The sequence below is a fragment of the Streptosporangium longisporum genome (assembly GCF_039534895.1).
GTDB lineage: Bacteria > Actinomycetota > Actinomycetes > Streptosporangiales > Streptosporangiaceae > Streptosporangium > Streptosporangium longisporum.
Window position 1 is genome coordinate 1 of the sequence record NZ_BAAAWD010000027.1, and the last position, 25,560, is coordinate 25,560.

Consider the following 25,560-nt stretch of genomic DNA (forward strand, 5'->3'; position numbering starts at 1 on the left):
GCCGCCCTGGAGGCGTTGCGCCGGATCGCTGCGGCCGTCCGCCCGACCCAGGGACGTCACGCCGTCGAGGCTGGCCGTACCGGCCGCCTGCTGGCCCCCGGCGGCACCTACGAGCACGTCCCGCTGCGCCTGGCCCACGTCGAGATGGGCGACGTCGAGGCCCTGGCCGCCGCGGCCCGCGCGCTCGGTGCCCCCTATCCGGGCGAGTGGGTCGAGGCCGCCCTGTCCGAGACCGACACCGCCATCCCCGGCCCGCAGCTCGTGGTGCGCCTGGCGCAGCTGACCGGGCTGCTGGACCTGGCCGAGACCCCCAGCACGACCCTGCTGCGCGAGCGCCTGGCCGACGCCGACCCCGCGGCCGACATCGTCTTGACCGCCGAGGAGGAGAGCGCCTACCAGAGCCTGGCCGACCGCTTCACCGCGATGTGGTCGCTGAGCTCCCCGCTGGCCCGGTTCCTGTACTGATGCCCCCGACCCCAGGAGCTTCGACCATGCACGAGCCGGTCCACCACGAGATCACCGACGCCGACACGCTCGCCGAGCCGACCCCCACCCGCTGGACCGCCACCCAGGTCTTCGACATGGCCACCCACATCCGCACCTGCCGCGTCTGCGGAGACGGCGGCCAGGACCCCGAGATCAGCGCGGGCCTGACCGAGGAGTGGCCGGTCGAGGAGATGGCCGACTTCATCGCCTCCGGCCATCACCCGGCCTGGCTGGCCATGCTGGCCGAAGGCCGCGCCGAGCGCGAGCGCTCCCTCTAGGTCTAGAGGCCGGCCCCTCTAGACCTAGAGGCTCCCCTAGAGGCCGATATCGTCCCTGACCTGCCCTCTAGCGCCTAGAGGGCACGTTGGCCAACGTGGTGAATGAGAACTTTCTCTACGTCTTCAAGGCGGCCCGCCCTGCGGCGGGCCGCTGGCGTTCGCGGGCCGGGCTGCGGTTCTCGGAAGCCGCGCTCGTGACAACTAGCGGGTGCAGCTTTTCTTTACTGTGACCAGAGCGGTTCTCGGCGCTTAGACCCATGGTCAGTGACGTTGGGAAGCCGATTGGGTGTCCTCTTTCGAAGGGAAAATGCCGCTTTTGCGGTTGTTGTACCGGGCTGCAGGCGAAAGGGAGGCCGCTGGGCCTTTCTGAGGCGGCTCGAACGTGTACCGTAATTCATGCCTCATCTTCGCCAGGCTTCTCGGCTACCTACCCGGGTTGGCCGAAGGGCGGCGCGGTCGACCAGGAACTCCCTCGGAGTCCCCCCCCGGTCGCCGCTCACCCCTCACTCCGAGGGGATGGTGGAGAGGAAGGCACCGCTATGCCTCGTCGGCGCCACAAACGCCCCGGGCCGAGCAACCGGAAACACGAGTCACAGCGCTGGCAGATCATTCAAGCCACGGCGGCCGTCGGGCGCTTTCTCATCGAGGGAGCCCGCGCACTGGCCGATGGAGAGCTGAGGATGAAGGTCAGCGACGTGATCCGTGGGTTGTTCGATGGCGGCGGCCCCGGCGCCTAACCCCCCACAAGGGGCTTGGTCAACCGGAGCCACGCACCACCCGCACTACCGCAGTACACCGGAAGCCCTTCGTGCCGCCCAGGACGCCACATCCTTGGCACGGGGGGCTTCCTCTTTTCCACGACTGTGCTCCGTTGGACGCTAAATGAATGCAGTCCACCGGCGAGCCAAGTAAACCCTTCTTGCGAGTTGCAATCAAGCCAAAACGGTCATTGAGTCCTGTAGATCCCATCATGTGGCATCTATCGCATTGCTGGCGCAACGCGCACGAAGCACAAGTATGACATGTTCGTACCTTCAATGTCATTCTGTCGTCTCTGTCCTATTGTCTGACTGGACGCCTCGTGACCTGCGATGGAGCATCCGATCATCGCTTCAGTCTCGTGGGCACCGCTGTAGACGGCACCGCCACCCCCACGAGATCGAGTGATCATCCCGCCGCTTCCTCAGACGGAGAGATACGCCGGATCGTTCGCAGCGACCGGCCTCCGGGAAGGATCGGACCGGACTTTGGCAGTAGCTCATTCATCAAGGCGCGGTGCGCCTCGCAGCCGGATACTCCCTTACATGAGACCTGAGACCGTGATCTTCGGCGTACTCAAGCGCGTCGGCGTGGTCCGTCGGGAGTCCTTCACCCTCCCCACCTTCGACCCGCAGACCGATCGAGTCACCGGACACATCAGCGCCGAGTACCTCGCAGCCGAGCTCATCGACGCGTTCGGCCTGTGCGAGCACTCGGAGACCCGGTGCGAGGAGTGTGACCCGGAGGAGTAGCCGGGCCGCGTTTCGCTGAGGGTTAGCGGCACGCCGAGGCGGTGGCCCAGCAGTTGCCGAAAGAATCCGAGCGCGCGGGGTATGCCCCCTGACATGGGAAAAAGCACAGGCAAGGGCGACTCTGCCCGGATCCAGTCCGCGGCCGCGAAGAACCCGGACAGCAAGACCGCCCGGGACGGGTTCGACCGGCGGGCTCAGTCCGCCGCCGACAAGAACGCCCACCGGCAGAGCAGGACGCATCGCTGAGCATTGCCGAATTGTTCTTATAGGGATCAAGGCGGCCCTTCGGGCGCGCGGCCCGCCGCGCGCCCGGCGGCCAGCCGGCCGGGCATGCGGCCTGGAGGCCGGTCCCGACCGCCGCCGCCGTGCGCGCTCGGTCCCGCTCACTCGGGGCCGCCTCGCCTACGACATCAGGCGATCCATCCGCGATGCAGCCACCGGTCCGGATCGCCATCGGTGTCAGGCTCGTAGATCGCCCGTCGTTCCTCGCCCGGTACGGGCAAGTACATGCCGTCCCAGTCGGCCGTCACGAGGAACGCCTCCCCGTCCATCGGCCCGCCCCACAACGTGACCCGGCGCAGCTGCGTCGCCATCGGCATCGCCTCCTTCTCCCCATGGTTGCGGGCAGAGGTCGAAAACGCCGGCGAATGCCGTGACGATCGCCCATCGGGGCCGGACGCCGATCAGGGTCGGGGCGATCGACTGCCGCGGCCTTCCTTCGTCAGGCCTTGCCATCGGGCAACGTCGCACATGTGCGATCTCTCGCACTTGTATCACTCCAGATCAGGCCCTTGAAGGGGTCCCCGTAGCGAACAGCGAAAATCCAACGGATATGGATCTGACCTGCGGTTAGTGGGTTCGGCGTGGCGGGGCGAGGATGCTGGTGATCTCGGCCACGGCCTCGCCGCCGGGGCGGGTGTAGCGCATGGCGGTGCGGGGGTTCTTGTGGCGGGTCTTGGCCATGATGAGTTGGAGCGGCACTTTCTGTTCGCCCAGGTGGGTGGCGGCCGAATGGCGCAGCTGGTGCGGGTCGAGGCCGAGATGCCGCTCCATGAGCACGCGCACCCGGTCGTAGCCCAAACGGGGCCGTTCGGTGTGGGGGCAGATGTGCTCGGGGCTGGGACGCCGGGCGGGGACAGGGCGCCGGTCGGCGAGGAACAGCGGGCCGCGCGTTCGGACAGGCCCGTCGGGGTGGCCGTCGGGCAGTCGGAGCAGGCGGGGTAGGAGGCGGGCGGTGCCGGCGTCCCAGTACACCCACTCAATGTCGCCGCCCTTGGACCGCAGCGGCGCGCGCCGGTTCTCCAGGTCCAGGTCCTCGACGTTCAACGAGAGGACTTCGAAGGCGCGTGCGGCGGTCTCGTACAGCATCCGATAGAGCGTCTTGTCCCGCAGCGGGAGGTCGCGCCGCGACAGCAACCGCTCCAGCTTGGACTTGGCGACGGCCTTGGTGTGATCGACGCTCTCGCGGCGACGTTCGGCGTCGGCGGGGACCGACGGCGCCGCCCACCTCTTCTTGGTGGCGCACCAGGTGAGCCAGGAGGAGACCGCGGCGCGGTTGCGATTCCAGGTGGCCGGCGCGCACCCGCCCCACAAGATGGTGAGAGCATCGCCGATCTCGATGTCGGCGACGTCGGCCAGGAGCCGCTCGCGGCCGCCGACCGCGGCGATGGTCCGGTCGATGGCCGAGGCGTAGGCGCGGCGGGTGTTGTCGTTGGCGACCCGATGGGTGGACAGGAATTCGTCGGCCGCGTCGCCGAGGTTGATCGCGGCGCCGCGTAGCGCGGTGACCTTCGCGTTGGCCGCGCTCACCGCTCGCCGCCCGACACGGGGGCGATGTACCGGATAACGTGCCCGAGTCGCGCACCGGCCGCGAGGGCGGATCCCCAGCCCGGCGAAGATCGTTCAACGCTCATGTACGTGATAATAGTCCATTATCACGTACATGACTGGATCGGGCGGCGCACGGTCCAGTGGTGGGGTTCAGGCCGTGATGGTGATCTCGGGGACTTCGCGTTGGGGTGTGCAGGGCCCAGTAGGTCTGGGCGATGTCCGTCGGGGGCGCGGTGCGGGTAGCCCGCGGGCGCTTGGCCGGCATCGCCGTTGGTGACGTTCTGCATCGCCGGGACCCGGCGCCTGCGCTCTCGGCTATGTTTCGCATTAGCACTCATGGTGGCGGGCTGGGATCCAGCCCGCCACCGGTGGCCGCGCTCAGTCGCCGGCCAGGGTCCCGCCCAGAGGGGTGCGCTCGTAGCGCACAGATCGGCCGGTCCGCGTCCGCGTGACCAGGCCAGATTCGCGCAGCACGGCCAGGTGGCCGCCGACTGCGCCCAGGCTGAGACCCAGCTGGCGGACCAACTGCGTGGTCGTCGCCGGCACCTCGAGCGCCCGCAGCACCTGCGCGCGGTGCGGGCCGACCAGCCGCGCCAGCACCGCCGCACCGCCCTGCGGGGGCGGCGGCCCGAGCAGGTTCGCGGCGCCACGCGCCGGATACACCAGGGCGTACGGCCAGGGCGGCTCGACGTAGCTGATGAGGGTGCCGAAGACGGTCGGCATCAGCAGCAGTCCCTTGCCGCCCAGCCGGTGCCGCTCCCACTCGTTCCGGGGGCCGGTGCGCACCTCGATCACACCGTCGGCCCCCTCGGAGCGCCAGCCCACCCGCGGATCCAGGTCGGACAGCGCCGCGGCCCAGCCGTACATGGCGAGGTGTCCGGCGCGGTGCACCAGGTCGCGCTCCAGCACCGTACGCAGCCGCGGCCAGTCGGGCTCGACCAGCGCGTGCCAGGTCGCCTCGATCGCGTCCGAAAGCCGGGTGAGCACGTCCGGGGCGGCCAGGATCTGCTGGACGTGGCGCGGCGGCGTACGCAGCCCGACCAGGTTGCGGGCGATCTCCGCGCGAACCTGGCGCAGCGGGGTCGCCCGCACCGCGGCGAGTTCGACGGCGAAGTCGTCGCTGGGGCCCGAAGGCGGAGGATGGATGAAGTCGGCGTTGTAGGCGCCGCGGCGGAACAGCGTTGTCAGCGCCCCGACCGCGGGCGTCTCGCAGAGCAGCCGCGCGTACCGCGGCGCGATGCGTTCCGCCCAGGGCCGCAGCGGCCCGACCGGCTGCTTGCCCGCCGCGACCCGCAGCGCGTTCATTGCTTCACCCAGCGGCGAGATCGCGTAGCGGGTGTGCGCCACGTCGACCGGCCCGACTTCGATGGCAAGCATCTTTCGCCTCCACGCGAAAGCTTAACGCCTCCGCCTGCACCGCCCCGAGACTGGCCCGCATGACGACACTCCAGGCCGCACCGGCGCGGGCCACCTACCGCGAGGTGTTCGCGGTAGGCCAGTTCCGCGTGCTGTTCACCGGCTACACGCTCTTCCTCGGCGGCGAGTCGGTGAAGATGCTCGCGCTCTCGGTGACCGTCTACGCCAGCACCGGCTCGCCCCTGCTAGCCGCGCTGGCCTACGTCGCCGGCTTCCTGCCCTACGCCCTCGGCGGCACGCTGCTGCTGGCGTACGCCGACCGGTGTCCGCCGCGGGCCGTGATGGTCGGCTACGACCTGGTCCGCGCCGCGGTCGCCGCTGTGCTCGCCGCCGGGCTGCTCTCCCCCACCGCGATGCTGGTGCTGGTGTTCGTCACCGGCATCCCCAGCGCGGTCGCCTCCGCGGCGCGCAGCGCGCTGCTGCCCGAACTGCTCGACGGCGACCGGTACGTGCTCGGCCGGGCCGTGTTCTCCATGGCCGCCGGCGGCACGCAGGTGCTCGGCTTCGCCGTGGGCGGGATGCTGATCGCGACGCTCGGCCCGTACGGCGCGCTCTGGATCACCGTGGCGAGCTGCCTGCTGTCCGCCGCGCTGCTGCGCCTGCGGCTGGCCGAGCGGCCGCGCCGCGGCACGGCCGCAGGGTACGCGGTACGCGAGACCTGGCGCGTCAATCGCGAACTGCTGCGCCGGCCGGCGATCCGTTCGCTGCTGCTGGCCCAGTGGCTGCCGCCCGCGCTCGTGGTCGGCGCCGAGGGCGTGCTCGTCCCGTACGCCGTCCAGATCGGCATGCCCGACTCGGCCGGGCTGCTGTTCACCGCCGTGGCGCTCGGCATGCTCACCGGCGACCTCGTGATCGGCCGGCTGGTCACCCCGGAACGAAGGGAACGGCTGGCCGGGCCGCTGGCACTGCTGCTCGGCGCGCCGCTGCTCGGGTTCGTGCTCTCGCCCGGGCCGGTCATCGCGGCGCTGCTGCTCGCCGCGTCCGGGTTCGGGGTCGCGTACCAGCTGGGGCTGGCCCGGCGCTTCCTGAAGGCGGTGCCGGAGGCGAACCGAGGCCAGGCCTTCGGGCTGGCGCTGACCGGGACCATGACGTTGCAGGGGCTGTTCGCGGCTGGCGGCGGGGCGTTGGGCGAGGTGTCAGCGCCCGGCCTGGTCGTCGGCGCGGCGGGCGCGGCGTCCCTGCTGTCCGTGTTGGGTCTCTGGCGCGTGCTCGCGTCGCCGAGGGCGTAGCAGCGTGGTCTGGCCAGGTTCAGCGCAGGCATGCTCACGGTGCCAGCATCCCCTCTGGAGACGGTGCCCGCGCAGCGTTCACATGCACGTCCTGCCGCGGGCGACCTATCCGGGGGCACGGCGCGAAACGAATTGAGACGGCCTCACCGTAAGCGAATCGAGACCTTAGCCATAGGAGCCCAGGACCACCGCAGGTCAGCGGCTACTTCGTTGGAAATTTCTTCATTGCTACCGAGACCCCTACAGTCGGCGGGACCGTTGGTTGCGGGACAGCCTGGAACCCTCTGGATGATGCAACGCCGCCGGGCCCTGCGCCACCTCATCGGCGACGCCTGTGCCACTCTTGGCGTCGGCACCTTGAGCACCGCGAAGATCAGCCAACGTGGCACACGTGAAAGAAAAGATCATCTCGCGCTGGCCTGCGAGAAGCGGCCACGAACCCAAGATAACGATCGCAAGGTCAGGGGTTGAGCAGGAAGGTGGTGCCGGCCTCGTTCACCAGTGTCGGGCGCAGTGGCCGCCATCCGTCGTCGAGCTTGGCGGTCTCGCCTTCGATGTCGACCTCGATGAATCCGAAGAAGTTGATGTTCTCTCGGTGGCCGGGTGCGATGAACGACAGCAGCTCGTCGGGGACCTCGCGGCCCTGCTCGCGCAGCTCCTTGATGCCCATTGCGTAGTACTCCGTCGTCCACGTGATGACGGCGTTGGTGAGGATGGTCAGACACCAGGACTGCTCAGTCTGGTCGGTCAGGTGGGGCCGGACGATCGTGCCTTGCTGGGCGTAGTGCAGGTCCCGGCGCAGCGCGTGCAAGCTCTCGCCCTTGTTGAGCTGCCGGGAGATCTTCCGCCGGTACACCGGGTCTGACAGGTACCGGGCGGCATGGATCGTGCGGCGGATGCGCCCCCATTCCTTGATCGCCGCTGCGAGAGTGTTCTGCCGTGAGGCCGCCGACCACTTCCCGACCACCAGGGACGCGGTCGCCTCCCCGAACTTCAGCGATCCGGCCATCCGCAGCATGTCGTCCCAGGTGGCGCGGATCAGATCCTCGTTCCACCGGTCGGCCAGCAAAGGTCCGGCGTGCGGGTAGAGGGCGTTGGTGGCGGTCGGGTTGTCGACCCGCTGCATCGTGATCTTCCCCAGATCGCGGATCCGCGGGGTCAGCGCCTTGCCGACGAGGTCGAACAGCCCGAAGTTCACGAGCGTGGCGCCGTGGGTGTCGGTCGCGTGCTCGTGGATCGGCAGGTCGGTCTCGTTGCCGAGCAGCTCGTCCAGGGTGTAGTTAGCCTCGCGGGTGGTGGGGACGATCTGCTTGGTGCCGTAGGTGGACCACTGATCGGAGACATGGGTGTAGGTCGACAAGACCTTTCCCCCGTGGATGTTCATGTCACGGCCGGTCAACGACTTGCGGCGGATGGGGAAGCGCTGGCCGTCGGAGGAGGACATGGTGCCGCCACCGAACTTCCCGGCCAGCTCCAGCTGGTAGTGGTGGTTGACCAGCACCGTGTTGGCCTCACGCAGCGTCTCCTCCCGCACGTACCACTCCTGGGTCCAGGCGAGGGTGTCGTAGGAGACGCCGCAGGCCTCCGACATCCGGGTCAGTCCGAGGTTAGTGGCGCCGGCGATGAGCACCGCGAGGATGTTGCGGCGGGTCTCCACTGACAGGTTGATCTTCCGGCCGCCGGCATGGGTGAAGCAGTCCAGGAACTTCGTGCGGACGTCCAGCTCGATCAGCAGCGAGGCGATCGGCACGAACGGCAACATCCCCGCCAGCTCCTCCCGCAGCGCCTTGGCCTCGGCGGGGATGTCCTCGGCCGACAGCGGCGGGATGACCAGCCGACCTTCCTCGTCCAGGCGGACCGCGCCCACGTCGTTCGGAGCGGCGTTCGCCAGGGTCTCCTCCAGTTCCTCCAACGCCTGGTGGAATTCTTCCTTGACCTGGTCAATCGCCTCGGACGCGGTGGCGGACCTGCGGACCAGCTGGCAGAACTCCGCCCGCTTGCCCTCCCACTGCTCCGGGGTGAACAGGTAGGTGCCCGGGTCGGCGTACCGGCGCGAGCCGGGCACGAACACATCTCCGGAGCGGAGCCCGTCTCGCAGGGCGAGTACCACGCATAGCTCCCAGTAGTGCCGAAACGCCGTGTCATCACCAGCCTTACGGGCCTTGGCCAGGTAGTCGGCGTACCGAGCCGGAACGAACGACGTCGGCGCCTCGGCCGGGACCTTGCGCCCGTGAGTCCGGTTCAGTTCCTTCAAAATCATCAACGCGGTCATCAGATCCTGGGCGCCGGGCCCACCCTGAAAATCGATCACCGACAGCACCCTCGGAGTGAAGCGGCGCAGGTAGGTGTAGGAAGCCTCCAGCGCCGCCAGCCGCCCGTGGTCGCGGGGCAACGGCTTCCACGACACCGAGGCGACCTCGCGGAGCTTGTCGAGTCCGATCTGGTCGCGCAGCAGACCGCCGACCTCCTCGTCCGGGATGCCCGGGTCGTTCAGCACCGGCAAGATCACATCCATCAGCAGCTGACGGGCCTCGCCCCTCTTGGCCCGCTCCGCCAGGGCCTCGTCAGTCTTGGCCTTCGCGTGGGACTCGCGCGCCGATACCGCCTGGTCGAACAAGGCGATGACCTCGTCCAGCTGGTCGACCGCCGACTGCGCGACCAGCGAAAGCAAGATCGGGTAGCGGCGCTCCTCCCGCCGTTCCAAGCCCTGCACCGTGGACCGGCGGGCCACCGTGGCCAGGAAGCGGCGCCGCTCCCGGGGCAGCATTGACAGGTCCAGCTGGTGGGCGTCCATCCCCCGCAGATACAGCAGCTTGTCGACCGACACCCCGATCGCCGGGACACTCGCCTCCACCGCCGGCGTCGTCAGCCACCGCAGCCGGGACGTCCCGATCTCCGGATCATCCAGCAGCAAACCGTCCAGGCCGGCCCGCATGGATCGGGTCAGCAGATGCCCGACCTTCTGAGTGGTCAGCTTCCCCGCCGCCGCGCGGGCCGTGGTCACCAGCTCCATCAGCGTGACCACACCGGGCCGCACCACCTGGGCGGCCTGCAGGTGCTCCACCGCCTGCTGGAACAGCAGACTCGGAGTGTCGTGCTCCATCGCCCGATCCAAAAGGAACTGCTCCAGCTCCTTCCACTGGATACTGCCCGGCTTGGGGTTCTTCCACGTCAGGTACTTCAGAACCGACTTCAGATGATCGCTGCGGGTCTGTGGCCGCTTCCGCGTCACCCGGTCGTACTGTTCGAGCATCCCGGGGAACACCGCCATCTGGCCCGCCAGCCGCAGCAGCGCCGCCTGCGGGATCTCAAGGAGGTCGTCGGGGATGTAACCGAGCCACGGCAACGTACACAGCTGAACGGCCAGCCCCAACCGAGCCTCCGGGCCCCGGCCCGGTGCGTCCAGGAACCCATGCTCGCGCGGCGTCAACGTGAAGTACTTGTTCAGCTCCTCGCGTCCGATATCCGGGAACGACCGCAGACGCTCCAACTGCTCATCCGACAGGAACCGCGTTGACATCAACCACCTCGTACATCACAGAACACACGAACCATGACGAACCGTAGTCGAGGAGATCAACAACCGTACCAGAAACCTGTATAACCGCAGCTCAGAGGCCTATCCGTTGGATTTTCGCTGTTCGCTACGGGGACCCCTTGAAGTGCGAGACGTGCGAGGAGTGCGAGACGTGCGATAACCAACCGGGCTACCGTGCGAGCATGCAGATCACAGCAGTGGTGAACCAAAAAGGTGGCGTCGGTAAGACGACCACCACGATCAACCTGGGAGGTGCCCTGGCCGAACTGGGCCGACGGGTACTGCTGATCGACCTGGACCCTCAGGGGCACCTGACAGAAGCCCTACAGCTCTCCGAGGCCCCGGATAAGCGGAACCTGGCCGGCATCTTGACCGGCGCCTGGACCGGGTCAGTGGAAGAGATCATCGTGCCGTACTCGACCCCCGGCAGCGGCCGCCTGGACGTCATCGTTACCACCCTGGAGATGTTTACCGTCGGCCGCGAACTGGACCGGCTACGGGCCCGAGAGGAGCGCTTGGATCGTGTCCTAGCACCGCTGAAGGATCTTTACGACCACTGCCTGATCGACTGCCCACCCGCGCTGGACATCCTCACCGACAACGCACTCACGGCCGCTGACGGCGTACTGATCCCGGTCCAAGCCGAGGACTCGACCCTGCGTGCCCTGCGGCTGCTGCTGGCCCAGATCGACGCCCTGGAGAGCGAGCTGCGCCGCACGCCCTTGACCCTGCACGGCATGGTCGTGTCCATGCTGGACCGGGGCGCCGGGGGCCAAGCCCGATCCAATATCGGCCGAAGCGTCATCAACGCCTTGGAAGGACTTCCGCTACCGATCGTGGCGACCGTCCCACGCGGCGTGCCGATCAGCGAGGCATGGCGCTATGGCCGGACCGTCACCGACTACGCCCCCGACTCCGAGCACGCTACTGAGTTCCGCACTCTGGCCGCAGTGCTGGACAAGGCGTCCGCATGAGCAACAAGAAGCTCCCGCCGCCGCCGGGTGCCGGCCAGATCAGTGACACCTTGCGCCAGCGGCTCCGCGACAGCCGTTCCACCTCTGGTGATACTCCTCGCACTAGTGCGACAGATCGCACACCCAGCACTCCCGCAGTCGCCAAGATGGACCGGCGTAGTTGGTACATGCCCGTCGAGTCGGCCGCCGCGCTCGCCCAGCTCGTCGACGACCTGCACTACACCACCCGCCGTCCCAAACACGAGGTCCTGGCCGCCATCATCGACGGCGCCCTTGCCCGCCGGGCCGAGACCCAGAAGAAGCTGACTGACCCACCCCAGAGGTAAGTGCGACAAGTGCGAGACTTCGCACCTCTCGCACCTCTCGCACACGAAGCGGGCCCGGAGGAAGATCCTCCGGGCCCGCTTTCGGTGGGGTGCCGCTGACGCTACTTCTTCTTGGAGTGGTCGTGGTTGATCGGGCTGGAGCTGGTGGCTCCGCAACCGGAACAGGAGTAGGTGGGCTTGGCCGGGGTGGAGTTGGAGCCTGCTGGCCACTGTCCGCGCTGTGACATCCTGGGATCTCCTTCGGGACGTCAGGGGCCCCTTCGTTTTGCGGCGGGAGGCCCCTGATGCATTTGTGCTGAGCGTCCGGGTGGGCGCTCCGGGCCGCCCCCGGCCGGGACTCCGGGGGCGACACGCAACACCCCCGGCTCTACAGGGCGCCCAGCGGCAGGCTGGTCACGACCACGGCCAGGGCGGTGAGCATCAGGTCGACCGCCAGGCGCAGCTTGCGGTACTTGGCGTGGGCGATCTGCGACAGGCGGATGACGTCGCGGGCTCGCTCGGTGGCGGTGTCGGGCAGCGTGGCCAGCAGCTCGTCGACGTCGAGGAAGGCGGCCGCGGTGAAGCCGGTGCCGCCTCGGCCGCGGCGGGGCAGGGCGGGCCGGATGACGGTCAGCGTCACGGCCGAGGCGGCGGCCAGCAGCGCCACGGCGACGCCCAGGCCGACGCGGGCCGGGACGGCCAGGGCCGAGGCCAGCACTGTCAGGGCGGCCAGCACGGAGAACGAGGTGCCGGCGAAGGCGAGGATGATGCCGGCCTTGGTGTCGGTGCGGGCAAGCTCGGCGCGCACGGCGGTGGCCTCGTGGTCGAGGATCGGGGCGGGGGTCATGAGCATCCTTTCCTGGCAGGGGCGGGAGCGGGGCTGCGGGTTCAGCGCTGGATGACGGGCTTGTCGACGTCGCGGTGGACCAGGCGGACGGCGACGCCGAGCCCGATGCCCAGCACGGCGAGCTCTCCGGCGATCGCGCGGGCCAGGGAGACCGAGCGGTGGCGGCCGCCGACGCAGCCGCAGCCCACGATGACCGGGCCGCCGGTGGCGGAGATGAGGTCCAGCACGCACGCCACGGTGTGGCGCACCACCGCGGTGATGCCGGGGGTGGCCATCACGTGGTCGTAGACCGCCCGGTCCAGGCCGGTCATCTCGCGCATCGCGGGGTTGTGGTGGGGGTTGCGGAACAGTCTGCGGGCGTCGATCACGATGTCGGCCTCGGGCGGCTCCTGGTGGCCGTAGCCGAACGAGACGACCTCAACGGTGGTGGTCAACGAGAGCTCCTTCACGGTCGCGGGACGGGGCGAGGACGGGGCGGGGACGAGCGGGGAGCTGTTGCTCCGGGTGCCCGCCCGACCACCGGCCGGGCGGGCACCGGCACCCTCAGTTCTCGTCGCTGGCCAGGAAGGCGTGCAGCGCGCGGCAGCCGTCGAGGAACTGCTTCGGCGTGTGGATGTTCGCGGCGCCGCTGGCCAGCACGTTGGAGTGGTGACGGGTGATGGCCTGCTTGCGCAGCATCAGGTCCCGGGCGGTGGCGGCCTCCAGGCCCCAGGTGATCAGCGGGGTGGCGGCGGTCAGGACCGCGCTGGCGTCGCTGCGGCGGGTCTTGTGCACCAGGATGCTGGCGGCGTCCAGGACGGCGGCACGCAGGGCGTCGCGGCCCGAGCGGATCAGGCTGCGATCGCGCGCCTCGTCGAGGCTGGCAGGGGTGACGTCGGTGGTGGTGGCGTTCATGCGGGTCTCCCTGGGGTGAGGAACGGTGGTCAGGGGCGGGGAGCTGTTGCTCCGGGCACCCGCCCGGCCCGGCCGGGACGGGCGGGCACCCGCAACCTCAGCGCGCCTGAGCAGCGGTCAGAAGAGCGCGGCGGCGCGCGTCAGGGGTGGGGTGGCTGCCGATGATCCAGCCGGCCAGCCGGTAGAGGCGCGACTCCTGCGGGAGGGCGGCCAGGGTCGCGGTGACGATGGCGCGCCCGTCCAGGCCGACCGCGTCCAGCAGGTGCATCGAGTGGACGTCGGCCTGGTACTCCTCGCGCCGCTGTTCGCGGGCGGCCAGCAGGTGCGCGCCGATCGCGACCACCAGGGCGATGGTGACCCACGCCGAGGAGCCCACGACGACCGCGGCCACGACCGTGGCGGCGCCGATCCGGCAGATGATCTGCCACCAGCTGGTGCGGGTCAGGCCCTGGCTGTGGCCCAGGGCGTGGTGGGCGATCTCGTGGGCGAGCACGCCGCGCAGCCGCGTCGTATCGGCCAGCAGGTCGGCGCCGACGCTGATGTGTGCGTCCGGGTCGCAGTGGCTGCCGTGGGCCAGGGCGCCGTCCTCGAGTGCGGGGTCGACGACGACGAGCACGGCCGGGGCGTGCGCGGCGCGGGCCAGCGCGCCGGTGAGCTCGGCCAGGCCCGCCGGCGTCGTCGTCGAGGCGGGGGCGGGGCGGGTGATTCGCGGGTCCATGACATCTCCTGTTCGATCACAGCGGGTGATGGTCGAGGGGCAGGGAGAGGGCAACAGAAAGGGCGTGGCGGGGGGTGGCCACCGTCGGGGCCGGGGGGGTGGGGGGTCTTGCCGAAGGGGGGTAGCGGGGGCTCAGAGCCCGGAGAAGGGGGGTTTCCGATTGGCCCCCCACCCCCACCACCCGCGCGTTTTCGCTGGTTACTTGGGGTGGGGGGTCCCCGGTGGGGGGTCGGGGGGTTGGGGGTCCCCCCGGGGAGGCCCCCCGGGGGGAAATGCGTCAGGCGGCGGGCCAGGCGGCGACCGCGGCGGGCACTTCGATCTCGCCGTGTCCGACACGCTCCGCAGCCGTCTGCAGGGCCACCCGCGCATACCCGCGCCGCTCCTGGCCGGTGCGGTAGAACTTGTTCGGCAGCGGCCGCACCTCCAGCGGGCGCAGTAGATCGGCCAGCGCCACCGCATCGCCCTTGCCCTCGGCGGCGACGATGCCCAGCGCGGCGGCGAGCTCCTCGCTGTGCAGCCGCTCGGCGCCCAGCGCGTCGAACGTGGCCAGTGCCCGGCGCAGGATCTCGGGCACCGGCTGAACCTCGGCGACGCTCCCGACCGGCGCGGCCGGGGCGGCCTGGGTGGCCGGCCCCTGGACCGGGTGCATCTGCTGCGCGCGCAGACGGCCCGAGGGGATCGGGTCGCCCCAGTTGGCGGCGTCGCTGGTCGAGGCGGCCGGGCGGGTGCCGCGGGCCAGCTCCATCGGGGTGGCCCACGAGGCCGCGTCCGCGCCGCGGGGCACGACCCGCAGGCGGCGCGGCCCGGCCTGGGTGGCGGGGGCCGAGACGGGCGCCTCCAGGTCGTCGACGTCATCGGCGTCGACGTCGTCGTCGGTGTTGGTGCGGTCGGCGAAGGCTTTGCGCATCCGCTCCAGGCGGCTGGCGTAGGCCGGACCGGCCGCCTGGGCGGAGGCGGCGTCCAGGTCCGGGCGCATTGCCGCGATCGCCAGGGCGGCCTCCTCGATCTGGTTGGGCAAAACGTTGTAGCCGCGGAAGGGGCGCGGCGGCGCGCTGTCGACGGACAGGAAGCCGGTGCCCTTGCCGCCGAGCTGGTCCATGCTCAGCTTGTTGCCGACCGTCCAGCCGAACATGTGCCCCAGCTCCTCGGGGTCGGGGCCGAACATCTGCACCCGCACCCCGCTCTGCTTGCGCATGTTGACCGGCACCAGGTCACCGGTCGGCCGCAGGCTGGACAGGACCAGGTTGACGGCCTCGTTACGGCCGATCTCCTGCAGCTCCCCCACCAGCTTGACCAGGTCGCGATCGGCCACGGCGCGAGCGCCTTCGTCGATGACGATGGTGATCTGCGGCAAGGTCGCGCTGACCGGCAGAAGACTGACGTTCTGCGCCTTCTTGAGCTTGCGGTAGCTGGCCTTGCGGTGCTTGGCGATCGCGATCGCGGAGGTGATCATCGCCTTGCCCTCGGTCAGGTTCGGCGCGGCCCAGTCGATCGGGCAACGCTGGACACGCCCGTCGAGCCACACATCGATCCACGGCTGGGTCAGGCCGCCGCCGTTGAGGTCCAGGTGCCAGACGATGTTGTCGCGGCAGCGGCCCAGCGCGATGGAGATGACCTGCAACAAGGTGGTCTTGCCGCTTCCGCGCTTGCCCGCGATCAGGGAGGCCTCCTCGCGCACCTCGGCGCCGGCGGGGTCGGAGTTGGCGTGCTCGCCGAGCACGAGCGGCTCCAGGATGGAGCGCGGGCTGTAGTCGGCCGGGTAGAAGACGGTTTGGGCGATGCGGTTGACGGTGGAGACGCGCAGCAGGACCTGGCTGCGTCCGGCTCCCGGCACGCCGCGCACCTCCACGCTGCACCCGTCAGGCAGGTCGGCGGCCGTGGCCAGCGCCTCGGCGCGGGTGGCGATCTGCGCGCGGGTCGCACCGGTCGGCGGCAGGGTGAACTGCACGTCGTATCCGGCGCCGTTGTCCCAGGTGCGCACGTCGCTGACGATGACGTTGATGTTGCACACCTGGCGGATGCGCGCCTCCCACTCGACGGCCAGGCGGGCCGTCGAGCGCAGGACCAGGGCGCCGGCGCGGGGCGCCTGGACGGGGCGGCGGGCGGTGATGCGGCCCAGCGGCGCGGTGATGACCGCGCTCAGCGCGCCGATGCCCAGCGCCGCCCAGGTGGTCTGCGACCAGGGCGTGTCGACCAGGGTCCAGCTCCACCACGATCCCGCGCCGATCCAGCAGGCCAGCCGGTACATCAGCGCGGACGGGGCGAGCTGGCGGTGGGCACTGGTGGCGACCGTGCCCACCGCGGCGGCGGCCGTGGCCGCACATCCCCACACCGGCGCCAGGTCGACCGCGTCGCCCACGGTGGCCAGCGCGGCCAGCGCGAGCACGCCCTGCGCGGTCGCCGAGACCGGCCCGCGGGGCTTGAGCGACCAGTCCACCGGCCGGGCCTGGCTGCTCTTGGTCTTGGTCGTGGTCTTGGTGTGGGTGCCCACCGTCGTCTCTCCTTTCGTGTGTGCAGGTCAGGGCGGCTTAGATGCGGCCGACGTCCCACAGCTGCTCGTTGGTGCGGGGGGCCTCCTCGCGCTTGAGGTCCTCGGCGTGCGCGGTGCGGAACATCACCGCGATCTCCTCGGCGACCGGCACGAGCTGCGCCAGGCCCTGATACAGCTCGTGGATCGCGTCGACCACGGCCGGGTCGACGGGGTATTCGCCCTGCAGGCGCATCGTGTAGGTCCTGACGGCCATCGCGATGTTGGCCGGCACCTCGTGCAGCTGGTCCAGCTCACGGGCGACGGTCCACATGTCCTCGGGCGAGTGAGCAGCGGCCACGGCGTTGACCTCGGCAGCGGCGGCGGCGAGCGGGTTGGCACTCATGAAACGACCCCTTCGGTAGATACGGGTTGCGGTGACGGTCCTGGCCCGGTCGGCCATGACGACGGAGCGAGGGGAAGACGCGGCCTGGGCCACCTCGGCGGAGATGCGCCAGAAGGTGATGCTGTAGCCGCACGTGCAGGTCACGACCGCCTTGGCCTGGCCCGGCGGGACGGTGACCTCATGAGAGGCGCCGCACCTCGGGCAGACAACGGTCGCGGTGATGGACGGCTCGGTGGGGGAGTCGCCGTGCACGACCGGCTCCTCCTGCGGCTCCTGCTGCGGGCCCTGCTGCAGCTGCGGGGCGGGCTCCTGATCGGTGTCCTCCTTCGTGTCGGTGTCGGTGTCGTGGGCGGTCTCCTGGCCGTCCTGGCCGTCCTGGGGGGCGGTGGTGGTGCGACCCCACAAGCGGCGCACCTGCTCGACCAGCAACGCCACCAGCGCCACCACCGAGGCGGTGACCTGCGCGTCCCAGGTGCCCAGCGCCGAGACCGCCCGGCGCCGGGCGACGGTGAAGGAGCCGGCGCCGCGCACGGCCGCCCAGGCCGTGGAGACCCGCGCGCCGGTACGCCGATCAGCCCAGGCGCCCAGCCGACGCGCCTTGGGCCCCAGGACCCGGCGGGCGGAGGCGACCATCTGCGCGCCGCGGCTGTCCTTCCAGGTGGCCGCCATCTGAGCGCGGGAGCGCTCACGGGCCTGACGGACCCGGCTGGCGGCGAAGTTGCGGGCCGCCCCCGCGCGCTGACGTGCGGACTCGACCATCTGCGCTCCTCTGGTGTCCTTCCAAGCCGGGGTCCGTGCTGACCGCGATCGGTTCTTGCGGACCCGGCTCGCGGCGAAGTTCCGAGCGGCCGCGACCGGCCCGTCCGGGCGGCCGGCCTTCGTCTTCGACCCCGAGCCGGTCGGCCGGCGACCGCTCCCCGAGCCCGTCGAGCCCGTCGAGCCGGTCGACCGGGAGGTGCCGGAGGCGCGGCCGCGGGATCGGTCCCCGCCGAACAGGCCACCCAGGCCCGGCCCGGCGCTGCCCGATCGGCGCGAACGCCCACCGAAGGCGCCCGGCCCGCCGAGCCCGCCGGAACGGGACCGGCCGCCACGACCGCCCAGCAGGCCACCGACGCGCGAGGAGCGGCCCTCGCTACGCAGCGCGCCGAACACCGACCCGCCCGACGCGCTGGAGCGGCGGCCGCCCTGGCCACCGCGACCGGCCTCCCAGCTCACCCCGGCCATGGAGCGCTGACGGGCCTGGTAGCGGTGACGCACGTACGCCACCGCACTACCACCAGCCAGCACGCCGCCACCGATCAGGCCGGGCAGGCCCAGCAGCTGATACAGGCTGGCCACCGCAGTGGCCGAAGCCGACAGGCCCCCGGCGGCCAGGTGCGCCGCCGGGATGCCCCCGGGCTCGTCGTCGTAGTCGTCGACGTCGTCCTGCGGCTCCGGAGCCGGGGCCGGGTGTTCAGCGGGGACAGCGGCCGCCGTCTCGCTCGCGATCGGCTCGTCGGCCGCCGTCATGGTCTCGGTGTCGTCGTTGCTGGTCATCGGGTACCTCGCGAACGGGGACGGGAAGCGGTCGGGACCAGGGCGGCCAGAGCGGCGCGGTGAGCAGCCCGCAGCGCCGACAGCGTCGACAGGCCAGCCACCACACCGGCCAGCCAGGCGGCCACCGGGACGGGCAGGGACGTCAGGCTCAGCAGCCACCAGGCGATCGCGGCCACGACGGCGACCCCAATCAGGTGGGCGCCGATGCCCGAGGGGCGGGCGGCGCGGCGGCTCACCGGGTCACCTCCAGGTCGAACAGCGGCAGCTGGTCGGCGCACACCTCGCACGGCTCCCAGGGGCGGCGGTCGTGGCGGCGCTCGTCGCGGCAGCGGTCGTTGGCCGGGACGCGGGGCAGGTCCATCAGGTGGAGGGTCACGTCCCGGTCGGCCATGGAGCGCACGCTCCAGTCGCGGCCGCGCTCTCCGCAGGTGCAGAGCATCCGGTGGACGCGGCCCACCGTGCCCACGCCGCGCTCAACGGTCGGCCGGTGGCGCACGGGCGCCGTGGTGGGAGCGTTCTTGCGGGCCATCGGTCCTCCTCAGCAGTCGTAGGTGGAGCCGTCGCGGTAGCGCGCGACCGGGCCGGGCGGGGTGGTGGGCGTGTGCGGGGTCGGGGCACAGGTCGGCAGCGGCGCGTTCTGCACCACCGGCGCCGACGTCGAGCCCGAGCACGCCGACAGCACCAGGGCGGGGGCGGCCAGCAGCGCGGCCAGCAGCGCGGTCTTGCGGGTCATCACGCGCCGCCTTTCAAGGCGTCTCGGACGTCGCGGGCGTCATCCATCCCGCACTGCAACGTGGTGCGGATCCGGTTGGCGCTGGGGTTGGCCGGAAGCGCTCCGGAGGCGATCAGGGTCCGGGCCCGCTCCACCAGGGGAGCGATCTTCGCGGCCTTACTGGACGCCGCCTCAGAATCGGCGTTTTCCCTGTACGTAAGGCCAGTAAGGCGGTCGTCGTCCTCTCCGACGGGGAGGACCGACAGGATCTTCCACAGGGTCGGCAGCAGCCAGATTGCGGTCACCGCGCCCAGCGGCCCGAGCGAGTGGACGACCAGCGGCAGCAGGTCGAACCCGGTCCACTGCAAGGCCGGCCAGCAGTTGAGCACGAGCGTCATGCCGAGCAAGAAGGCTTCGGCCTTGAAAACCTTGCGGCCCTCGGGGCTCTTGCGGTCGACCGGGCGGCCGCGCATCGCGGCGTAGGCCTGCACGGTCACGGCCGCCAGGAGCGGCAGGCTCAGGATCGGCTCGACGCCGAACGCGGCCCACCAGCCGATCGAGCCCTCGGCGAGCTTGAGTCCCTTGGCCACCGAGTGCTGCACGCCGATCGAGGACACGCCCAGGGCGATGACGGCCGCCGACATCGACATGACCGTGGTGGTCCGGCGCACCCTCGCGTCCGACCAGGCCAGCGCGTGCGGGTCCTGGGCCAGGGCGTGCAGCCGTGCGGCCTCGGCGACCCGGGCGCGGCGCTTGCGGACCTTGTCCGTGTCGACCAGCAGCGGCGCCTCGTCGCGCTGGAGGTCCACCAGGCGGTGAGCCTCGGCGACCCGGGCGCGCAGCTGACGGACCCGGCGGGTCTCGCCCTCCTCCTCGAAGTTCTCAGCGTCCTCGGTCTCGTCGGGGTCGACGTCGGCCGGGACGGCCAGGGGGGCCGGGGCAATGGGCACCGGCAGGAACCGGTCCCGGGTGTGGGTGTAGAGCTCCAGCTCCGCCAGACCCCGGGCGACGTCGTCGGGGTCGGGCATCGGCACCGACGTGGGAGGGGTGCTCATCGGCCACCCCACAGGGCCGCCAGGAACATCACGGCGGCGAAGACGCAGACGACGATCAGAGCAGTGGTGATGATGGTCTCGACGTTCATCCGGTGCCTCCGCACGGGGTCTGCGCGACCGCCTGGAGGCAGCCGGCGCACTCGGGGTCGTAGCCGAAGGTGTGCGACGAGCAGCTCTGCAGCTGCTCGCGGCGGTGGATGCTCAGGCACAGCGGGCACTGGTAGCGGCCCATGTCAGGCCACCTCCGTCCAGGGCGCGAACCAGCGGCGACGCGGCGGCTGCCGCTGGGCCTGCAGGGTCTGCAGGAGGATCGCGTCGGCCAGCTCCCGCACCGCGGCGGCGACCTCGGCGACCTCGGCGACCTCGGTACGGACGTCGGCGACGGCGTTGGACAGGTCGGTCGAGTCCGCCAGCGGCGCGGCCGGGGTGAGCGCGTCGGTCAGCTCACGCACCGCCTGAGCGATGGCGGCCAGGTCCTGGCGCAGGGGGGCGACGTCGCCGACGTCGGCCAGGCCCTCGCGGAGCTTGGCCAGTTCCTGGCTGACGGCCAGGGTCGCGTGCCCGGTGCCGAGCTGGGCGTCGCGCAGCGCGTGGACTGCGCCGGAGTAGCTCAGGCTCCCGCTGTAGGCGGTGGGCCAGCAGTCCCTCTCCTCGGCGGCGGTCAGGAAGGTCCGCGCCTGGTCAGGCGACGTCGGCAGCGTGTCGAACTGAGGGGCGCTCACCAGGCCACCGCCTCGGCATCGGCCAGCTCGTCGGCGGCCTCGGCGAGCAGGTCGTCGAGGATGTCGGAGGCGGCCTCGCGGCGCGCCATCATCTCGTCCCACGACTCACCGGGCAGGACCAGGAAGGTCAGCTCGGGGGTCATGCGGGACAGGGCGTAGGTCAGAGCACTCGCGTCCAGGTTGTCGAGCGCGGCGCGCGGACGGGGGATGATTCCCATGGGCTTCTAGCTCCTTACAGCTAGTGGTCCTCGCGGTCCCGGTGTGACAGCACCGGGACCGCACTGCTGAGCAGCAAGGAAACCTATGTAAGTAGATTCGCCTTACGTAGATTGAACGTAAGCGGGAAAGTCCGAGCCGTCAAGAAGCTACCTACGTAGTTTTGGCTTATGGTGTTCGCATGACCGACGACCGCGCCCCATACCAGCGCATTGCTGACGACCTCAGGGAAGAGATCACCTCGGGTCGACTCAAGCCGGGGTGGCGTGTACCTGCGACTCCAGAACTGGCGCGCCGGTACGAAGTCACCACGAACACCGCGAACCGGGCACTGACGGCCCTTGCCGCTGAAGGGCTACTGATCAAGAAGCCTGGCTCTGGAACCTATGTCCGCAATCCTCACCCGGTTCGCCGCCGCATCACCCGCGGCACTCTCGTACATCGCCGCCGTACGATCGGCTACAGCTTCGCCGCGACCAGGCCCGATGACCCCGAGTGGCAGCCGCACTTTCCGCCCATCTATGAGGAAGCACCCATCACCGAGCGCGCAGCCGAAATCCTCGGCATCGCGCCAGGTACGCCGGTGTTTCGCCGTCGACGCGTAATGAGCGTTCCGGGCGAGGACCCGTTCACCCTCTCCGACTCTTGGATCGTCCCCGAGGTGGTCGAAGCCGCACCGGATGTGCGAAAGCGAGGTGTGCCGGGTGGGTACCTGGACGCCATCGAAGCAGCTGGCCACGGTCCGCTGGCCTGGCACGAGCTGACCCGGGCGCGTACTCCCACGACCGAGGAAGCCGAACTTCTCGGCATCTCCCCCTTGTTCCCAGTGCTGGAGATATGTCGGGTTAGCGTTTCCGCTAGCACTGGCGAGCCCGTAGACGTGACCGTGATGTTGATCCCATCCGATCGGATCGAGATCTTTCAGGAGCTCAAGCGCGACCGCACGGCTACGTACGAAGTCCTCTCACCGCCTGGCGGGCGTCCCGAATCCACCACGGAGCCGTAGGGCCCAGATTGATCTCTTCTTGAGAGCCCGTCGCCAAGACGCAAGGTCGCAGGCCCGACAGAATGCCCCACAGGCAGAACGGCGGCCCTCTCGCTCAACCTGCCAAGAGGGAGGTAGCTCAGCCGTGTGACACCTCAAATCTTGACAACGACAGGCGCGACCTCTGCCGGTTTTCGGCCCCTACTTCATCGCTTGCATGGAGTGCTCGAATCGGACCAAAGCGTAGGCCCCGGTGGTCGATAGACAAGCCCGCATGACGACCTGTACCCACGCTGACCAGTTCAGACAAGAGAAAGGCCGGGAGTGCCACCTCCCGGCCCGCCAGCTCTTCCGCGTACCCAACACAGAAAGAACCACCGCACCCATGAGAGTACCCACCTCTGTTGAAATCGTCCTACCCGGCATGGTTCGCCGAGGGGAACTTGACAAGTTGCGGGCGGTCCGCGAGACCGGGGGTGGCCGCACCGGTGCGGCCACCCCCGGCATCACGAGCGTTCCGGCCGGCGGTGCCCGATGACGGTTCAGCACATCGGGATGGTCTACGCCGCCGACGGCGGCCTGGAGGCCAACGAGAAGCATCTCCTTGGGGCGTACTGCAACCACACCGACGTTCACGGGTACTGCTGGCCCAAGATCGAGCGGCTGGCCGACGAGACCGGCATGTCCGTCCGGACCGTCAACCGGGTGAATAGCGCGCTCAAGGCCAAAAAGCTCATCAAGTCGGTCCGGCGCTTCAACCCCCGAACCGGCGAGCCGATCTCGAACCTCACCCGGGTCAACCTGCCGCTGCTGGAGTCCATGAAGCGGGCTCCCAAGGAGTACGACGACAACCTCATCGAGGCGATCACGTTCGACGAGGAGGAGGGGTCAGCCGTACCCGAGGACAGCCCCCAGGAGGGCGCCGAGGAGGGTCAGACGACCCTCGAAATGGCCTCTGACCTGCTGTTGTGCCAATCTGACACGTACCCCGTGCCAACTTGGCACGTACCTACGTGTCAATCTGACACTGAGGTGGGTGCCAACTTGGCACACAAAACCTCAGTAGAAACCTCAGTTGAACCCCCCCCCCTAGCCCCCCCGAGAGAGCCCGCGTCTCCCGAGTCACAGACGTCCCTCCGCAACGAGGGAGGGGGGGGAGGCTCTTCGGGTGAAGCACCCCCATTCCCGACTCCGGGAATTCCCGGAGTCGGGAACGATCCGCGGAGCACCGGGGGAAGCGGCAAGGTGCTGTCCTCCGAGGATCGGGCGGCGCTGGTGGCCGAGGTCCGCGCGCTGCGTCCGGAGTGGAGAGCGACCTCCATCACGAAGGCCTTGGAGCATCCCGGAGTGGTCGAGCGGGGAAACCCTGCCCTGATCCGGGCGGCCCTGCTGTTGGTGGCCCAGGACGAGCAGAGCCAGGGTCCGGGCCGTGTCGGGTTCGATGGTCCGTGGTGGTCTGCGGCCGCGGCCGCGCTGCGCAAGGCGGACGGGAGCCGTCCGGACCTGCCGCCCCGGTGCGACGACACCCGCCATGACCCCTACCTGCCGGCGGATCGGGTCTTGTACGACGACGAGGTCGGGCCGTTCCCGTGCCCGACGTGCCACCCCACCGCGCTCGCCAAGAGGAACGCCCGATGAGCATCGACACCGGCGCCGCGCCGGGCGCCCCGAGCATGGTGGAGATCGAGACCGAGGCGGCCGTGCTCGGCGCGGTGCTGACCTCCCCAGCCTTCGCGGTCGAGCTGATGGAGCGCCTGGCGGCCGCCGACTTCGTACGCCCGGTCCACCAGCTGATCTATCAGCTGATCGTGGACGCCGAGGCGGCCGGGCGGGAACCGTCGTATCTGTCCGTCTCCCAAGCCGCCCAGCGGCTCGGCAACATCGTCGTCCTGCGCTACCTGCCCGAGCTGCTGACCCGATCTCATGCCATCACGACCCGCGAGATGTTCGGCCAGCAACTGGCGGAGCTGACGAACTACGCCTACATCCGCAAGGTGTCGTCGGCCGGCCTGCACCTGGCCGAGCTGTCGGCCGGGGCGAGCCTGGAGGAGATCGAGGCCGTCCGGGCGCGCGCCCGGGCTCTGCTGGACCAGGTCACCGGGCCGGACCTGGATGACCCGGATGAGGTCACCTGGGACGAGCTATATCGGCGCGACCTGGACGACGCCGAGCATCCGATGCCGGTCTCGGTCGTCCCGCTGCCCTACCGGGACCTGTCGACGATGCTGCACGGCGGGCTGCGCGCCGGGAACCTGGTGATCATCGGAGCCCGGCCGGCGATGGGCAAGAGCCTGGTGGCCGCCGAGATCTGCCGCCACGCCGCGATCAAGGGCGTCAAGACGCTGTTGGTGACGCTGGAGATGACCCACCGGGAGATCTCCGCCCGGCTCACCTCGGCGACCGCCAAGGTCGACCTGGCCAAGACCATCACGATGACCGAACAGGCCGGCGTGCTGAGCGCCGAGGACTGGGAGAAGCTGGCCCGGGGGTACGCGATCGCGTCCGAGGCCGGGCCGCGGCTGTCCATCGTCGACCCCAGCAGCGCGTTCACCGTCGGGCACCTGGAGCGGCGCCTGAGCGCGATGCAGCGCAAGGGCACGCCGTTCGGCCTGGTGGTGCTGGACTACATGCAGCTGCTGTCCAGCCTGGGCGCCGAGCGTGCGGAGAACCGCCAGGCCGAGGTGCAGAAGATGAGCCGCCAGCTCAAGCAGCTGGCCAAGCGGTTCGACATCCCGATCGTGGTGCTAGCTCAGCTGAACCGCGGTCCTGAGCAGCGCGGTGACCACACACCGATGGTGGCTGACCTGCGCGAGTCCGGCGGCCTGGAGAACGACGCGAACGTGGTGATCCTGCTGCACCGGCCCAGCGCCTACGACCCGGCCGACCGCGTCGGCGAGATCGACCTGATCGTGGGCAAGAACCGTAACGGGCCCTGCGGGACGGTCACCGCCTCCTTCCGGGGCCACTACGCCAGCGTGGCCGACTTCGCCCGCGCGGCCGGTGAGGCGTGAAGGGCGCCTAGATCACCTCAGGCGATCACGTGGGCCCGTCCGGTATCCCGTCCGCGGACCTGTGGCCGGTTGGGCTTCTCCGGGGCTCTCAGGGCCACAGAGAGTCGTCCGGTGGGGTGATCGACGTGAGACAGCGTAGTGGTCTTTACAACGTAAAGGATGACGCAACGAGACGCACCAGGTGGACCGCCTCATTGAGGCGTTTTGCCAGTTCCTCAGAACCTCTACGCGCAGATGCGGGGGAGTCGGCCGGGAGCTCGAGGAGGCCGGCCGTAGGTTCCGGGAACTGTGGTCCCCGTTACCTAAAACACGTCTGATCTTCGAAAGCTTTAGTTGAGGGCTGGGTACCATATGGTACCCAGCCCTCATAGAAGCCACGTGGCAGGCTCAAGGTTGGGCCTGCTCCGCTCTTCTAAGTATTGCT

Annotated in this window: 28 protein-coding genes; 10 read left to right on the top strand and 18 right to left on the bottom strand. The window is 70.1% G+C overall.

The window, feature by feature from the left end:
• The 4 genes from ABD832_RS37710 to ABD832_RS37725 all read left to right on the top strand — a co-directional run.
• Positions 1–465, top strand: a 465-nt coding sequence (locus ABD832_RS37710) for a hypothetical protein (protein ID WP_344906114.1), incomplete at its 5' end; no start/stop codon positions are given.
• Positions 466–491: 26 nt separating this feature from the next.
• Positions 492–764, top strand: a complete 273-nt coding sequence (locus ABD832_RS37715; protein ID WP_344906117.1) for a hypothetical protein — start codon at positions 492–494, stop codon at positions 762–764.
• 1,304 nt (positions 765–2,068) lie between these two features.
• Positions 2,069–2,275: a hypothetical protein gene (locus ABD832_RS37720; RefSeq protein ID WP_344906120.1), complete on the top strand. Its 207-nt coding sequence runs from the start codon at positions 2,069–2,071 to the stop codon at positions 2,273–2,275.
• Positions 2,276–2,368: 93 nt separating this feature from the next.
• A complete protein-coding gene (locus ABD832_RS37725) occupies positions 2,369–2,521 on the top strand; it encodes a hypothetical protein (protein ID WP_344906123.1) in 153 nt (50 codons plus the stop codon).
• 164 nt (positions 2,522–2,685) lie between these two features.
• Here the strand turns inward: ABD832_RS37725 and ABD832_RS37730 are convergent, their stop codons facing one another.
• From ABD832_RS37730 to ABD832_RS37740, 3 genes are all read right to left on the bottom strand, one after another.
• A complete protein-coding gene (locus ABD832_RS37730) occupies positions 2,686–2,868 on the bottom strand; it encodes a hypothetical protein (protein ID WP_344906127.1) in 183 nt (60 codons plus the stop codon).
• A gap of 256 nt (positions 2,869–3,124) precedes the next feature.
• Positions 3,125–4,084: a tyrosine-type recombinase/integrase gene (locus tag ABD832_RS37735; RefSeq protein ID WP_344906130.1), complete on the bottom strand. Its 960-nt coding sequence runs from the start codon at positions 4,082–4,084 to the stop codon at positions 3,125–3,127.
• 399 nt (positions 4,085–4,483) lie between these two features.
• A complete protein-coding gene (locus tag ABD832_RS37740; protein ID WP_344906133.1) occupies positions 4,484–5,482 on the bottom strand; it encodes an ArsR/SmtB family transcription factor in 999 nt (332 codons plus the stop codon).
• Positions 5,483–5,541: 59 nt separating this feature from the next.
• Between ABD832_RS37740 and ABD832_RS37745 the strand changes: the two genes are divergently transcribed.
• Positions 5,542–6,750 (top strand): MFS transporter, encoded by a 1,209-nt coding sequence (locus ABD832_RS37745; protein WP_344906136.1) that lies wholly within the window; start codon positions 5,542–5,544, stop codon positions 6,748–6,750.
• Between the two features lie 460 nt (positions 6,751–7,210).
• Here ABD832_RS37745 and ABD832_RS37750 read toward each other — a convergent pair whose 3' ends face one another.
• Positions 7,211–10,270, bottom strand: coding sequence for a Tn3 family transposase (locus ABD832_RS37750; RefSeq protein WP_344906139.1), 3,060 nt, complete (start codon positions 10,268–10,270; stop codon positions 7,211–7,213).
• Between the two features lie 200 nt (positions 10,271–10,470).
• On the opposite strand from ABD832_RS37750, the gene ABD832_RS37755 reads away from it, so the two are divergent.
• The gene (locus ABD832_RS37755) at positions 10,471–11,262 is read left to right on the top strand and encodes a ParA family protein (protein ID WP_344906142.1); all 792 of its coding nucleotides are present in this window, start codon (positions 10,471–10,473) and stop codon (positions 11,260–11,262) included.
• Between the two features lie 146 nt (positions 11,263–11,408).
• Positions 11,409–11,588 carry a hypothetical protein gene (locus ABD832_RS37760; protein ID WP_344906145.1) on the top strand — a complete coding sequence of 60 codons (180 nt, stop codon included), beginning with the start codon at positions 11,409–11,411 and terminating at the stop codon, positions 11,586–11,588.
• Positions 11,589–11,689: 101 nt separating this feature from the next.
• Here ABD832_RS37760 and ABD832_RS37765 read toward each other — a convergent pair whose 3' ends face one another.
• The 14 genes from ABD832_RS37765 to ABD832_RS37830 all read right to left on the bottom strand — a co-directional run bounded on the left by ABD832_RS37765 (position 11,690) and on the right by ABD832_RS37830 (position 21,142).
• Positions 11,690–11,815 (bottom strand): hypothetical protein, encoded by a 126-nt coding sequence (locus ABD832_RS37765; protein ID WP_344906149.1) that lies wholly within the window; start codon positions 11,813–11,815, stop codon positions 11,690–11,692.
• Between the two features lie 140 nt (positions 11,816–11,955).
• A complete protein-coding gene (locus ABD832_RS37770; RefSeq protein ID WP_344906152.1) occupies positions 11,956–12,414 on the bottom strand; it encodes a Pycsar system effector family protein in 459 nt (152 codons plus the stop codon).
• Between the two features lie 41 nt (positions 12,415–12,455).
• Entirely contained in the window at positions 12,456–12,848 is a 393-nt protein-coding gene (locus tag ABD832_RS37775; protein WP_344906155.1) for a RapZ C-terminal domain-containing protein, read from the bottom strand.
• A gap of 109 nt (positions 12,849–12,957) precedes the next feature.
• Positions 12,958–13,308: a hypothetical protein gene (locus ABD832_RS37780; RefSeq protein ID WP_344906158.1), complete on the bottom strand. Its 351-nt coding sequence runs from the start codon at positions 13,306–13,308 to the stop codon at positions 12,958–12,960.
• Between the two features lie 97 nt (positions 13,309–13,405).
• The gene (locus ABD832_RS37785) at positions 13,406–14,026 is read right to left on the bottom strand and encodes a M48 family metalloprotease (protein WP_344906161.1); all 621 of its coding nucleotides are present in this window, start codon (positions 14,024–14,026) and stop codon (positions 13,406–13,408) included.
• Between the two features lie 277 nt (positions 14,027–14,303).
• Entirely contained in the window at positions 14,304–16,517 is a 2,214-nt protein-coding gene (locus tag ABD832_RS37790) for a hypothetical protein (RefSeq protein ID WP_344906164.1), read from the bottom strand.
• Between the two features lie 37 nt (positions 16,518–16,554).
• Positions 16,555–18,435: a hypothetical protein gene (locus tag ABD832_RS37795; RefSeq protein ID WP_344906167.1), complete on the bottom strand. Its 1,881-nt coding sequence runs from the start codon at positions 18,433–18,435 to the stop codon at positions 16,555–16,557.
• A complete protein-coding gene (locus ABD832_RS37800) occupies positions 18,432–18,671 on the bottom strand; it encodes a hypothetical protein (RefSeq protein WP_344906170.1) in 240 nt (79 codons plus the stop codon). The genes ABD832_RS37795 and ABD832_RS37800 overlap by 4 nt, the downstream gene beginning before the upstream one ends.
• On the bottom strand, positions 18,668–18,964 hold the full coding sequence (locus ABD832_RS37805; protein ID WP_344906173.1) for a hypothetical protein: 297 nt from the start codon (positions 18,962–18,964) through the stop codon (positions 18,668–18,670). Before ABD832_RS37805 ends, ABD832_RS37800 begins: the two co-directional genes overlap by 4 nt.
• Before the next feature lie 9 nt (positions 18,965–18,973).
• Complete coding sequence (locus tag ABD832_RS37810; protein WP_344906176.1) at positions 18,974–19,168, bottom strand: hypothetical protein; 195 nt, start codon at positions 19,166–19,168, stop codon at positions 18,974–18,976.
• Complete coding sequence (locus ABD832_RS37815) at positions 19,168–20,202, bottom strand: hypothetical protein (protein WP_344906179.1); 1,035 nt, start codon at positions 20,200–20,202, stop codon at positions 19,168–19,170. Before ABD832_RS37815 ends, ABD832_RS37810 begins: the two co-directional genes overlap by 1 nt.
• 85 nt (positions 20,203–20,287) lie before the next feature.
• On the bottom strand, positions 20,288–20,434 hold the full coding sequence (locus ABD832_RS37820; protein ID WP_344906182.1) for a hypothetical protein: 147 nt from the start codon (positions 20,432–20,434) through the stop codon (positions 20,288–20,290).
• 1 nt (position 20,435) lies between these two features.
• Positions 20,436–20,924, bottom strand: a complete 489-nt coding sequence (locus ABD832_RS37825; protein WP_344906185.1) for a hypothetical protein — start codon at positions 20,922–20,924, stop codon at positions 20,436–20,438.
• Complete coding sequence (locus ABD832_RS37830; protein WP_344906187.1) at positions 20,921–21,142, bottom strand: hypothetical protein; 222 nt, start codon at positions 21,140–21,142, stop codon at positions 20,921–20,923. Before ABD832_RS37830 ends, ABD832_RS37825 begins: the two co-directional genes overlap by 4 nt.
• Positions 21,143–21,321: 179 nt before the next feature.
• Between ABD832_RS37830 and ABD832_RS37835 the strand changes: the two genes are divergently transcribed.
• The 3 genes from ABD832_RS37835 to ABD832_RS37845 all read left to right on the top strand — a co-directional run bounded on the left by ABD832_RS37835 (position 21,322) and on the right by ABD832_RS37845 (position 25,136).
• A complete protein-coding gene (locus ABD832_RS37835; protein ID WP_344906189.1) occupies positions 21,322–22,146 on the top strand; it encodes a GntR family transcriptional regulator in 825 nt (274 codons plus the stop codon).
• A gap of 513 nt (positions 22,147–22,659) precedes the next feature.
• Positions 22,660–23,763: a helix-turn-helix domain-containing protein gene (locus ABD832_RS37840; protein WP_344906191.1), complete on the top strand. Its 1,104-nt coding sequence runs from the start codon at positions 22,660–22,662 to the stop codon at positions 23,761–23,763.
• Positions 23,760–25,136, top strand: a complete 1,377-nt coding sequence (locus ABD832_RS37845) for a replicative DNA helicase (protein ID WP_344906193.1) — start codon at positions 23,760–23,762, stop codon at positions 25,134–25,136. Before ABD832_RS37840 ends, ABD832_RS37845 begins: the two co-directional genes overlap by 4 nt.
• The last annotated feature ends 424 nt before the right edge of the window (positions 25,137–25,560 follow it).